This is a genomic window from Rhodococcus sp. NBC_00294 (assembly GCF_036163995.1).
Lineage (GTDB): Bacteria > Actinomycetota > Actinomycetes > Mycobacteriales > Mycobacteriaceae > Rhodococcoides.
Genome location: NZ_CP108043.1, coordinates 685,409 through 698,088 on the forward strand (window position 1 = coordinate 685,409; position 12,680 = coordinate 698,088).

Consider the following 12,680-nt stretch of genomic DNA (forward strand, 5'->3'; position numbering starts at 1 on the left):
GACCATTCCGGGTGTGACCGACACTCCGTCATCACGTCCCGCGTATCGCAACGGCGCGGGCAGCAGCGCGCTGGTCGCGGGCGTCGTCGCGCTGGTCTGCGCGTTCGTGCCCTTCGTGGGAGACATCGTCGCGGTGCCCACCGGCATCCTCGCGGTGGTGTGCGGATGGGTCGGTATCGGCCGGGACGAGGACGGCACGGCCACCAACGGCCGCGAGGCGATGATCGGAGCCGCGCTGGGCGGCGCCGCACTGTTCGTCGTCTTCGTGTCCTTCGCCGCCACCACCCTCTGAGCCGACGGAGTGCCGCCGTAACGGCGCGGAAACCGAGAAGACCGACGAACGACACGGGCAGGGCCGACACTGTGTCCCATGGTGTCGTTGTCGAGGTTCACTCGCGGTCGGGCGGGCACGCATCCGGTCGACCACATTCCCCCGCTGTCGGTGCTGGCTCCACTCGGCTTGCAGCACGTGCTCGCGATGTACGCGGGCGCGGTCGCCGTCCCTCTCATCGTCGGCAGCGCCCTGGTCGCTGCGGGGGAACTGCAGTCGAGCGACCTGCCGTACCTCATCACGGCCGACCTGTTCGTCGCCGGGATCGCGACACTGATCCAGGCGGTCGGGTTCTGGCGCTTCGGGGTACGACTACCGCTGATGCAGGGCTGCACGTTCGCCGCGGTGACGCCGATGATCGCCATCGGCTCGCAGTACGGCGTCACCGCCATCTACGGTTCCGTGATCGCGTCCGGCGTGTTCATGATGGCGCTGGCGCCGGTGTTCGCGAAGCTGCTCCACCTGTTCCCGCCTCTGGTCACGGGCACGGTCATCCTGATCATCGGCCTGTCGCTGATGCCGGTGGCGGCCGGATGGTTCGGCGGCGGAACGGGATCCGAGGACTTCGGTGATCCGAAGTACATCGGGATGGGCGCACTCACGTTGCTGATCATCCTGCTGATCGAACGGTTTGCTCCCCCGGCCGCCAAGCGACTGAGCATCCTGCTCGGACTCGTCGCCGGCACCGTCATCGCGATCCCGCTGGGCATGACCGACTTCAGTGGTGTGCGGGAACAGGACTGGGTCGGCGTGACCACGCCGTTCCACTTCGGATTCCCGACGTTCGAGGTCAGCGCGATCATCACCATGTGCATCGTCGCGCTGGTCATCATGACCGAGACCACGGGCGACATCATCGCTGTCGGCGAGATCGTCGACAAGAAGGTTCCGCCTCGCCGTCTGGCCGACGGTCTGCGCGCCGACGGCCTCTCGACGATGCTCGGTGGCATCTTCAACACGTTCCCGTACACGGCGTTCGCGCAGAACGTGGGGCTGGTGGCGATCACGGGCGTCAAGACCCGCCATGTGGCCACGTTCGCCGGCGGCATCCTCATCCTGCTGGGGTTGCTGCCGAAACTCGGTGCCGTGGTGGAGGGTGTGCCGCTTCCCGTGCTCGGTGGCGCGGGCATCGCACTGTTCGGCATGGTGGCCGCGACTGGCGTCCGCACGCTCGCGCAGGTGTCGTTCAACAACACGAACATCCTGGTGGTCGCCGTCGCGGTGGGCGTCGGACTGTTGCCCACGGTGTCGCCGGACCTCTACGACCGGTTCCCCGACTGGTTCCAGACCATCTTCCACTCCGGCATCAGCGCGGGTGCGCTGTGCGCGGTGGTCCTGAACATGCTGCTGAATTCGGAGTCGTTGCGCGACAAGCTGTCCACCGACACAGATCCGCCGGCCCACGACGCTGTGCGTGGACCGGCGCTCTGATCGATCCGTCGGTCAGGACGACGCTGCGCGGAGCTTCTCGAGCAGTGGCCCGGCGGCCTCGGCAAGGAAGCGCTCCTGGGTCTCGTCGCCGACCTGCACGAGTGCGATGTCGGTGAAACCGGCCTCCCAGTAGGGCGCCACCTTCTCGACGATCGCATCGAGATCCGGTCCGCAGGGGATGGTTCCGGCCACGTCCTCCGGCCGGACGAACTGTGTCGCACCCGCGAAACCGGCCGTCGTCGGCAGGTCCGCGTTCACGGCCCACCCGCCCGCGAACCAGCGGAACTGGTCGTGCGCGAGCTCGGTGGCCGCCTTCTCGTCCGGACCCCAGCAGATGGGGATCTGACCGATCTTCTTCGACTCCCGGTTCAGGCCCGTGCCGATGTGCCTGGCCTTGTCCCAGCCCTCGACCAGCTCGGACTTCGGCTCCGTCGAGATCATGTGGTCGCCGAGCGGCGCGAACCGCTCGATCGACTTCGACCCCGAGACCGCGATGCCGATCTCGAGCGGGTGTTCGGGGGTGTCCCACAGGCGCGCCGAATCGACGCGGTAGTGCTCGCCCTGCCACGTGATCAGTTCACCCGACTGAAGTTGCCGGATGATCTTGACCGCTTCCTCGAACATGTCCTGACGCTTGTCCACCGAGGGCCAACCCTCGCCGACGACGTGCTCGTTCAGGTTCTCGCCGCTTCCCAGGCCCAGCGTGAAACGGCCGTCGGCGAGGATCTGCAGCGTTGCCGCCTTCTGCGCGACGATCGCCGGGTGGTACCTGATGATGGGGCAGGTCACGTACGTGTAGAGGCCGACTCGGGACGTCGCCTGCGCCACCGCGCCGAGCATCGTCCAGGCGTAGGACGCGTGTCCCTGCGACGACAACCAGGGTGAGTAGTGATCGCTGGACACCTCGAAGTCGAACCCGACGTCCTCCGCCTTCACGGCGTAGTCGACGAGCTGCTTCGGTCCGCTCTGCTCGGTCATGAGGGTGTAGCCGAAACGTGTCATGGGCGTGGGTCCTCTCTAGATGGTCGCGACGGAACCGGAGTCGACGCGGTAATTCGAGCCGTTGACGAAGCTGGCGCGCTCCGAGCACAGGAACGTGATCACCGACGCCACTTCCTCCGGGGTACCCCGTCGACCGAGTTCCATGAACGGCCGGTCCTCCTTCAGGAAGCTCTCGATGGCCTCGTCGCGGTCGGTGCCACGCTCGTCGGCTCGCTTGTCCATCATCGCGTCCGTCATCGGGGTGTGGATGAAGGCAGGAGACACCGCGTTCACCAGGACACCCTCGGACGCATACGTCTTCGACAGTCCCTTGACCAGCGAGAGGATGCCGGCCTTGGCCGCGCAGTAGGGCAGCTCGTCGATGTAGGGCTGCTCCGCGTCCTCGGACGCGAGCAACACTATGCGTCCCCATCCGCCCGCGCGGAGTTCGGGAAGGAAGGCGCGCACGACGCGCACCGGCCCGAGAAGGTCGACCTCGATCGTCGTCGACCACCCGTCGTCGTCGATCTCGTGGAACATGCCCTGTGCGCCGGTGATGCCGGCGCTCTGCACCAGGATGTCCACGGTGCCGAGCGCCTCGACCGCCTTCGCGTGCATCGCCTCGACGTCGGCGGGCTTCGTCACGTCCGCGGCGAACGCCGTGACGGCACCCTCCGGTCCGGTGAGCTCGGCAGCGCCGGCGGCCAGCTTGTCCTGGTCCTTGTCCGTGACGAAGACCCGGACACCCTCGTCGAGCAGCATCTGCGCCGTGCACCACCCGATTCCCGAGTCCGCGCCGGTGACGACAGCAGTTCTGCCCGTGATTCCGAGGTCCATGTGGTCCTACTTTCCTGTGTCGGAGGTCGTGTGGTCGTGGCCGCTGGCGAGAGTGAGCGCAGCGTTGATGAGAGCGAGATGGGAGAGCCCCTGCGGGAAGTTGCCCAGAAAGGTCGACGGCTCGTCCTCGGCCGACCGGTCGGGATCGATCATCTCGGCGAAGAGGCCGACGTCGTTGCCGCTGGTGACCAGTCGATCCATGAGTGCGCTGGCCTCGTCGTCGCGGCCGAGCTTGGCGAGGGCGCCGACGACCCAGAACGAGCAGGCGACGAACGTACCCTCGACCATCTGCATGCCGGAGTAGCGATAGAGGTGGTCGCCGGAACCGAGTTCGTCGCGCAGAGCGTCGACGGTTCTCGACATCCGCTCGTCGTCGACGCACCGACTGCCCGCGTGCAGCAACACGGAGGCGTCGAGCTCATCCGTGCCCGGGTACCAGACGTAGGCGCCGCGCGACTCGGACCAGCAGTTGTCGTCGATCCACTGAGCGATGTGATCGCGCTCGGTCACCCACCTGTCCGCGATGCCGGGAATCATGCCCTGCTCGGAGAGGTGCACTGCACGGTCGAGCGCGTGCCAGCAGCCCATCTTGGAGGACGTGTAATGCCGGATCGTGGGCAGCTCCCACATCCCGGCGTCCTTGCGGCGCCAGATGTCACACGTCGTGTCGGCGATCTCCGCGAGGAGTCGGCCCGTGGGCGCGTCGAGTACGTTGCCCGCGTCGACGTAGAGGGACACGATGTCGAACAGGTCACCGAAGATCCCCTGCTGCAACTGAGTTGCCGCCTCGTTTCCGTTGATCACCGGACCGACGCCGCGCCACCCCGGCACGTCGGGATATGTCGAGCCGCCCGGGATCTCGCCGTTCAGGGTGTAGAACACCTGCGTGATCTGCTCGTTGCTGCGGATGATGCGCAGCAGCCACGCCACCGCGGCGTGGACCTCCTCGCGCAGACCGAAGCGGATCAGCGCCTTGATCGTGTACGCGGTGTCACGCACCCACGCGTAGCGGTAGTCCCAGTTCTTGGCACCGGCCCACCGCTCCGGCAGCGAGGTCGTCGCCGCTGCCGCGATGGCGCCGGACGGGCTGTACAGCAGTAGCTTCAATGCGAGGGCGCTACGGTGCACCTCGTCGTGCCAGGGGCCCTCGTACCGGAACTCCTCGGACCACATCTGCCAGTTGGCGATCGTGCGATCGATGCCAGAGTCGACGTCTTCCGGCACTGGGAGATACAGCGGTTCCACCTCGGTACCGACCACGGCCACGAGGGAGCGCGAACCGACCGCGGTGGTGAATCGACCACTGATGGAGCGAGATTCGAGCTCGATGTCGTCGGCATTGAGAGTGCGCACGCCCAGAGTGACACCGTCGACGCGCAGCACCGTGCCGTGCACCGTCTCGTACGACCACGGCGACGCCGTTCCCAGACACGTCCCCGGAGCGACGGACCACTCCATGTCGACACTGCCCTCGACGCCCTCGACGCGCCGTGCGAGCTCGGTCCACGGAAGGCGTCCCGCCACACCGGTGTTCAGGGAGTCCGTGACGTTCACGACGCCCGACTCGGTGGTGAACGTCGTGACCAGGACATTGGTGCCGTCGGCGTACCGACGCGTGGTCGTGAACTCCTCCGCCGGGCGCATCGAGATGTAGCCGCCGGACTCGGCGTCGAGCAGTGCCGCGAACACCGGCGCGGTGTCGAGATTGGGAACGGGAAACCAGTCGATGCGTCCGTCGTCCGCGATGAGCGCGACGGTGCGGCCGTCGCCGATCGCCGCGTAGTTCTCGATCGGTGCGTAGCCGTTCTCTCTCATTCGAGGCGCGCGATCATCGAACTGTCGATGTGCGCCAACAGGTCTGCAGGATCGTCGTACACCGCGGTGGCGCCGGCCTCGGTCAACTCGGCACTCGAGACGCCGCCACTGCGCACTCCGATACACGGGACGCCCGCTGTGACGGATGCCTTCACGTCCCACACGGAATCCCCGACGAAGACGGCGCGCTCGGCACCGACGCCGGCACGGTCCAGCGCGATGTCGACGATGCGCGGCTCAGGCTTCGCCGTCTCGACGTCCTCCGACGACGTCAACTCCGAGACGATCTCCTCGACCCCGAGAAGTCCGCGAAGGATCGCGAGTTCGTTCTCCGGTGCCGAGGTGGCGAGTACGACCTGCAGCCCGCGGTCCGCTACCGCGCCGAGCAGGTCGAGCGCACCGGGCAGCGGCGACAGCAGGGAGGACATCTCCTCGTAGTACTGCGTGTGTAGTTCCTTCGCGCGTTCCGCCGCGTCCTCGGGTGCGTCACCCGCCAACGACGAGAGCAGCTTCGCGCCGTCCATGCCGATCGAGCGGTGAATCCGCCACGAGTCCACAGCGATACCGGCGTCGGAGAAGGCACGAGCCCAGGCGTGGACATGGGCGTAGTTCGAATCGACGAGCGTGCCGTCGATGTCGAACAGAACGGCGGGAGAAGTCACCCTCCCCGACTACCCGGGGGTGGGGGACGACAAACGGCGGGAGGGCAGCGTCACGACCGGGTGGCCGCCTCCACCGGCACCGTCTCCCCCGTGAGCGTCCTCGGCGACCAGAGCCCGTCGGTCGTGGCAGCGGCGATGCCAGGTGGCGACAGCGCCACCGGAGTGAAGACGAGGGTGCTGCCGTCCGAACACGTGAAGGTGACCGCATCAGGACCGACGGAGCATTCGAGCCCGTCGGATGTCGTGATCGACGTGATGGGCCCCGCCCCGGAGAACACCGTGGCGGAGGCTGCAGCGGGAGTGGTGGTGGTGGTCGGCGCCGGAGACGTCGTGGTCGTTGCGGCGGTGCTCGACGATGCAGGAATCGTCGTCGCGTCGGTCGGTGACACCACCGAGGACGCCGACGGCTGAGCGCTGGTCGTCGCGGCCGCTGTCGTCGCGGCCGCTGTCGTCGCGGCCGCTGTCGTCGCGGCCGCTGTCGTCGCGGCCGCTGTCGTCGTGACCGGTGTCGTCGCAGCCGGCGGTTCCGCTGCGGCTACTCGCGCAGATGCGGCGGTGATCGACACGGGCCCGGTCGGTCCGCCTCCGCACGCCGCGTCGACCAGCACCAGGGTGAACCTGATGTCGAGAAGGATGCCCCCGAGCAGTCCCAGCCTCAGGATCCGGCCGTTCTCCAGCACGAGGCTCGAGCGCGCAGACGACGAGTTGTCGACGACACTGCGAAGTGTTCCCGACACGCCAGGCACCACGACGGTGGACCCGCTCTGGGGGAAATCGAACGACACCGTGCCGCCCGCAGGCGGAATCGCGACGGCGTTTCCGCCTCGAACGGTGATCGAACCCCGAGGGTTCAGCGTCGTCACGTTTGCCGCACTCGGAGGGGTTGCCGTGTAGGTCGGCCCGGAGGTGGTCAGGTCACAGGATGCGGCCGATGTCACAGGTGACGGCACCGAGACCACGTCTGTCGACCCCAGGCCGAGAAGCGACAGCAGTGACGCGTACAGCGTGTAGGACGACAGAGTTGCGCGCGCGTTCACTCTCTGCGACGGGACCGTCGTGCACGGTGCCGGCGTGTTCGGCGCCCATCCGTAGGCCGCGCACGACGAGCCTTGAATCGGTGTTCCCGGAGCAGCGCCTCGCGAAGTCAGCTCGTTGGCCAACCCGAGTACCCCGGCGCTGCTGTACGGCCCGGCCGTGGTGCTGGTGACTGTTCCCGGAGCCGCTTGCGAACGCGTCGCTGCCGGTCCGGGCCACGGCGGGTTCGTTCCGCCCGCGAGCACATCGAATGCGAGACCCGACGCTGAACCGACGCGTCCGATCTCCGCGTACGCGCTTCCGGCGCTGGGCCATGATCCGATCGACACGGTGGCCGCTGCGTGGTCCCGCCCCTGCCAGGCGGCAACGGTGCCATCCGTGTTCGAGACCACCGACACGACCGTCAGCACAGCAGCGATCAGGACCAGTGCCACCGAGCGCGGGCGGCTCACGGTACCGGCCGCTTCGGCGTTCTCGGCCAGAACATCGCCACGACGAGAGCCGCCATCGAGAGGGTCAGAAGCGCCAGAACCAGGGGACTAGAGAACCACACCACCACCTTCGCGAGGCCGGGCACCGACCACAGCACCTTGCGCACCTCGGTGACGTCGTATCCGGCCGGATCTTCGTACTCGTTGGCATCGCCCTTCAGCTCGAGGAACGTTGCGCCGTCGCGGCCGGGCGAGGTCTCGACCACACGGTGCGTGACAGGCAGCTCGCCGACCCGTGCGATCGTCACGACATCCCCGGGAACGACGGAGTCCGCAGGTACCTCCCGCACCACCGCGAGTGACCCCGTCGGCATCGTCGGTGCCATCGATCCCGTCTTGAACATGATCAACGAGATGTTCAGGGTGAACGACAGAACCACCAACACGATGCAGACGACACCGCCGAGCGCGAGAACGTTGAGAACGGCGTCACCCAGGCGGGAGAAGGCCGAACGACGCCGAGGGGGCGCTGCGTGACGAGTCGACATGGTGTGAGCACTTTCTGGTGGCGCGAAGGGGTGATCGGACACGTGGACTCAGGCGGTACCGAGGAAGGTCCACGTTGCCCGAAGGGTCGACGACGCGGCCCCGGCGGTCCACACCGCGAGGGTGTCGGGCAGCGTCATCCTGAAGCACAGAGGCACAACGGTTCCCGTGGTCGTCGGCGATCCTGCCGGGAGTACGACGGCCCCGCTCGCCGAATCGGCGGACAACGGGACACCGCCCGTGACCGAGCCGACGACGAACGATGCCGTCGAGGCGAACGAGGTGCTGTCGCACGTGGGCGATCGAACGACTGCGTACTGCAACAACGATGCGAGGCCCGAGGGCACCGACGCCGTGCCGTCGACGGTCACGGCCACCGCCGGCGACCCGGCAACCGAACGCAACGAGATCGCGCCGTAGACCGACTGACCCGGGAGCAGCGGCGCAGCCGGAAGCAGAGAGAGCACGGCAGGCGCGGCCTCCGAGTGGGTCGCGAAGGGCGCCCCGAGCGTCGCCGACTCGAAGCCGAACGGTGTTGTGCTGAATGCCGATCCGCCCAGGACCCGGTCGGTCCACGACGCCGCAACGTCGGTGGCCGAGAGTGCCGCGACGGCGAGTCCTACGACCAGACCGATCACGGCACCGAGCCGAGCCCGTCGTCCGACGACGGCGTCGTGCGTCCGCGGTTCCGCCGCAGTGTGCCGAGATGGTGCGTGACGAGACATGGGGTGACGAGGAGCAGCCGATTACGGCGTCGGCACCACGGCCTCGGCCTGGAACTGCCAGGTGACCGTATTGGTGGTCTTACCGGCCGCCTGGTCCGCGCTCACGGTCGCAGGCAGGGTCACGGCGAAGCACAGAGGAAGAGCGGTGCCGGTCTTCGGCAGCGTGATGGCCTTGGAGGCGCTTCCCGTGCCGAGGGCACTGCCGACGGGGACGACACTCGCGCCTCCGGTGATCGTTCCGGCCGCGCAGTTCGCCGCGGTGACGCCGCTGACGACCTGATAGGTGAGAAGGGGTGTCAGCGCCCCAGTCGTCGGCGTGGCCCCTCGGAGGGTCACGGCCGCGTCGTATGCGCCGCCTGCACTGGTTCCCAAGCCGACGCGCAGGGCAACCGGCGCGTACACCGTCGTGCCGGGGCTCAGCGCGGAGAAGCCCGTCGTGTAGTTGAAAGTGCCCGCAGTCTCGGCGGTGTTGTATTCCTGCCACGCCCCACTGCCGGCGGCCGAGAAGTCACCCTGCACGTTCCAGTTCTCCGCTGTGAACTGCGCGGTGCCGAACACGTTGTCGCTCCATGCAGCCAATGTCACCGCCGCTCCCACGCCGAGAACCAGCCCGCCCGCGAGGAGCGCTCGAACCTTGCGGCGACGGACATCGCGCTGGTCACGCTCTGTCTCGACGGTGAGATCGGTGATCATGGCAGGTCCCCGTTTCGCTTCGACGAGCCATTACCGCAATGGCTGCGAGCGAACTGTAGATCTATTCTCGAAACCACACATACCGAACGTTCTTCAATTTCCGCGAACCATTGATAGGTACTCGAGGTAACACAGACCGATCGGGCGATACGACGAGGCCGTTCGATGAACCGGGCCGGGACGTGAGCCTGTCGGCGTTGCCACCGCCGCTTCGGTGCCCGAAGCAGCGAGCCGGCAGAGAATTCTGACCACACGTTTCAAACGTGATCTACATCACACACGGCAGCGCCCGCCGCACCCGCTGAGGGTGCGACGGGCGGCGTCGGAAATCGGAGCGGATCAGACCTTCGCGGCCTCGTCGGCCGGGTCGTCCACCGCGCCGGCGCCGGTCGTGGGGGCGGTCTCGCCCTGTCCGGAGCGCACACCCTCCTCGACCTTCTTGCCGATCTCGGGGTCGACGTTGCTCCAGTACTGGAACACCCGCTGCAGCACAGGCTCGGTGACACCGTTCAGCGCGTGGCCGACGATGTTGCCCACGAGACGCTCGCGGGCGTCGTCGTCCATGATCTCGCGCACGAGAATGCCGGCCTGGACGAAGTCGCCGTCCTCGGGATGCTGCACGTACCCGGTGCGCACGAATCGGGGCTCGAAGTCCCAGGCACCGTCGTCGCCGTACGCGTTCGTGTCGGCGGCGGGACCACCGTACGAGTTCGGGGCGTACACGGGCGTCTCCGCGGAGTTGTAGTGGATGTTCATCGCACCCTCCTTGGAGTAGGAGTTGATCTCCGCCTTCGCCCGATTGACCGGCAGCTGCGCGTAATTGGTGCCAATGCGGTACCGGTGCGCGTCCGCGTAGCTGAAGATGCGTCCGAGCAACATCTTGTCCGGGCTCGCACCGATGCCCGGAACGAGGTTGGACGGCTCGAACGAGCTCTGCTCGATCTGGGCGTGGAAGTTCTCCGGGTTCTTGTTCAAGGTCATCGTGCCGACCTCGATCAACGGGTAGTCCTTCTGCGACCAGACCTTGGTCAGATCGAACGGGTTGTACCTGTACGTCTCGGCATCGTCGTACGGCATGATCTGCACCTTGACGGTCCAGCTCGGGAAGTCGCCGTTGCGGATCGATCCGAACAGGTCCTGACGATGATGATCGGGCGACGTGCCCGCCAGCTCGTCGGCCTTGTCCTGTGTCAGGTAGTCGATGCCCTGATCCGTCTTGAAGTGGAACTTGACCCACGACTTGGTGCCGTCGGCAGCGATGAACTGGTACGTGTGCGAACCGAAACCGTCCATGTGGCGGAACGACTTCGGGATTCCGCGGTCACCCATCAGCCAGGTCACCTGGTGCGCCGACTCGGGCGACAGGGTCCAGAAGTCCCACTGCATGTTGTTGTCTCGGAGACCGGAGTCGGGCATGCGCTTCTGGCTGCGGATGAAGTCCTGGAACTTCAACGGATCGCGCACGAAGAACACCGGCGTGTTGTTGCCGACCATGTCCCAGTTGCCTTCGGTGGTGTAGAACTTCAGCGCGAAACCGCGGGGGTCGCGCCACGTGTCGGGGCTGCCCTGCTCGCCCGCGACGGTGGAGAAGCGCGCCAGCATCTCGGTCTTCGCGCCGGGCTGGAACACCGCCGCCCGCGTGTACTGCGAGATGTCACCGGTGACCTCGAACGTGCCGAAGGCGCCTGCACCCTTGGCGTGCACCACACGCTCCGGGACCCGCTCACGGTTGAACTGCGCCATCTTCTCGATGAGGTAGTGATCGTGCAGCAGGATCGGTCCCTGCGCACCCGCAGTGAGGGAGTGCTCGTCGCTGGGAACCGGGATACCGGCGTTGTTGGTCGTGGGCCTCGGCTGTGTCATGAGTCCAGTGCCTCCTGTTCGTGGCAGACGCGAAGCGTCGCGGTGTGACGCAGAACGTCCGTCGTACCCGCATACCCGGGCATCGACTCGCGCACACGCAGAATGTCGATCCGTTCCAGTATGACCCCTTTTCTGGAATCAGTCCAGTTACGTTCGTGGTGTCAGGGCGTCGGGTACAGGAGGGGCAGTCCCCGCTCCCCCACGCCCAACTCCTGGATCGACCACTCGCGGGGGTCGATCGCGTACTGGGAATGGTTGGTCGCCAACACCGACGTGCCGCGGAAGGCCAACGATGCGGGAGTGACGAGAGGCACCGCCAGCGCCGCCCTCGCTTCGGGGGACGGGAGCGCGCCGACGACGCCACGTCCGGGCTCCACGATCTCGACGTCGTTGATGATCGGGTTCGCGACCGCCACGTAGACGCGGCCCGACTCCCCGATGGCGATGCCGTCACCCTGTGACGTCGTGGCGATCTCCTCGCGAGTACCCGGACCACCGTTCCCGTCGACGCCGAGGCGGAACAGCTTCCCGCGGAAGATCGACGGGTCCGCTGTCAGGGAGATCGTGACCACGAAGACGAGGCGGCCCTGCGCGTCGAACTGCATGCCGTTGACGCTGTACAGCGACACGAAATCTGGACTCTGGTACCAGATCCGAGCCTCACCGCCGCCGGCCGGCACCTTCCAGATGGTGGCCTGGTTCAGATCGCTCACGTACATATTGCCCGCCGCGTCGAACACCGGGTAGTTGGGCCACGCGGGTCGATCGACAGGGCTCGGCTCGCACGGGACGATCCCCCGACCACAGGACGGCAGATCGGGGAACGTCGCGTAGACCGACTGGGCTCCCGATGCAGGATCGAGTCGTACCGCACGCGCACCCGACCAGTCGAGCGCGTAGACCCGGCCCGCACCGTCCAGCGCGATGCCGTTGACCCCGTGCTCGGCGTCCGGGGAATGCCCCACGAGATCGTAGGTGCCGATCAGTGCACCGGATCCGTCGTGATGCCAGACCGTTCCCGTCGATCGGGGCCGATTCGATCCCGTCCACACGCTGCCGTCGGACGGATCGACGGCGATGCCCTCCGGCTGTCCGGGCAGCGGAAGCTCGGAGAACGTTCGTGCGCCACCGGGCGCCGGCGACGGTTGTACGGCGGGATCCGCACTCCCCGTGGCACTCCCGAACACGGTCATGGCGGCCACTGCCACCACGGTGACCATGACTCTGGTCAGAGAGAACGTCGACACGTCAGGAGCCCCCCGGCACGAATTGCGCAGCACTGTGCTGCTCCGGTGGACACTACGGTCAGTCCGACCGTCCCCTCGTGTCC

The 12,680-nt window shown here is 67.1% G+C and carries 12 protein-coding genes; 2 read left to right on the forward strand and 10 right to left on the reverse strand.

Features of this window, described 5'->3' with window-relative positions:
* The first annotated feature begins 13 nt into the window (after positions 1-13).
* Both OHB23_RS03255 and OHB23_RS03260 read left to right on the forward strand, forming a co-directional pair.
* Entirely contained in the window at positions 14-292 is a 279-nt protein-coding gene (locus tag OHB23_RS03255; protein WP_328810867.1) for a hypothetical protein, read from the forward strand.
* A 78-nt stretch (positions 293-370) separates the two neighbouring features.
* Complete coding sequence (locus OHB23_RS03260) at positions 371-1,762, forward strand: nucleobase:cation symporter-2 family protein (RefSeq protein ID WP_328810869.1); 1,392 nt, start codon at positions 371-373, stop codon at positions 1,760-1,762.
* Between the two features lie 12 nt (positions 1,763-1,774).
* On the opposite strand, the gene OHB23_RS03265 is transcribed toward OHB23_RS03260, so the two are convergent.
* The 10 genes from OHB23_RS03265 to OHB23_RS03310 form a co-directional block, all read right to left on the reverse strand.
* On the reverse strand, positions 1,775-2,764 hold the full coding sequence (locus OHB23_RS03265; protein ID WP_027506666.1) for an LLM class F420-dependent oxidoreductase: 990 nt from the start codon (positions 2,762-2,764) through the stop codon (positions 1,775-1,777).
* 15 nt (positions 2,765-2,779) lie between these two features.
* Positions 2,780-3,580 carry an SDR family NAD(P)-dependent oxidoreductase gene (locus OHB23_RS03270; RefSeq protein WP_027506665.1) on the reverse strand — a complete coding sequence of 267 codons (801 nt, stop codon included), beginning with the start codon at positions 3,578-3,580 and terminating at the stop codon, positions 2,780-2,782.
* Positions 3,581-3,586: 6 nt separating this feature from the next.
* Positions 3,587-5,395 (reverse strand): glycoside hydrolase family 15 protein, encoded by a 1,809-nt coding sequence (locus OHB23_RS03275; RefSeq protein WP_222626305.1) that lies wholly within the window; start codon positions 5,393-5,395, stop codon positions 3,587-3,589.
* Positions 5,392-6,057: an HAD family hydrolase gene (locus tag OHB23_RS03280; protein ID WP_222626304.1), complete on the reverse strand. Its 666-nt coding sequence runs from the start codon at positions 6,055-6,057 to the stop codon at positions 5,392-5,394. Before OHB23_RS03280 ends, OHB23_RS03275 begins: the two co-directional genes overlap by 4 nt.
* Before the next feature lie 50 nt (positions 6,058-6,107).
* Positions 6,108-7,544, reverse strand: coding sequence for a hypothetical protein (locus OHB23_RS03285; protein ID WP_328810870.1), 1,437 nt, complete (start codon positions 7,542-7,544; stop codon positions 6,108-6,110).
* Entirely contained in the window at positions 7,541-8,071 is a 531-nt protein-coding gene (locus OHB23_RS03290) for a signal peptidase I (RefSeq protein ID WP_056443316.1), read from the reverse strand. Before OHB23_RS03290 ends, OHB23_RS03285 begins: the two co-directional genes overlap by 4 nt.
* 48 nt (positions 8,072-8,119) lie before the next feature.
* A complete protein-coding gene (locus tag OHB23_RS03295; RefSeq protein WP_222638965.1) occupies positions 8,120-8,794 on the reverse strand; it encodes a hypothetical protein in 675 nt (224 codons plus the stop codon).
* A gap of 21 nt (positions 8,795-8,815) precedes the next feature.
* Positions 8,816-9,487, reverse strand: coding sequence for a SipW-dependent-type signal peptide-containing protein (locus OHB23_RS03300; protein WP_328810871.1), 672 nt, complete (start codon positions 9,485-9,487; stop codon positions 8,816-8,818).
* Positions 9,488-9,826: 339 nt separating this feature from the next.
* Entirely contained in the window at positions 9,827-11,350 is a 1,524-nt protein-coding gene (locus OHB23_RS03305) for a catalase (protein ID WP_027506659.1), read from the reverse strand.
* A 161-nt stretch (positions 11,351-11,511) separates the two neighbouring features.
* The gene (locus OHB23_RS03310) at positions 11,512-12,597 is read right to left on the reverse strand and encodes an SMP-30/gluconolactonase/LRE family protein (protein WP_328810872.1); all 1,086 of its coding nucleotides are present in this window, start codon (positions 12,595-12,597) and stop codon (positions 11,512-11,514) included.
* Positions 12,598-12,680: the final 83 nt, after the last annotated feature.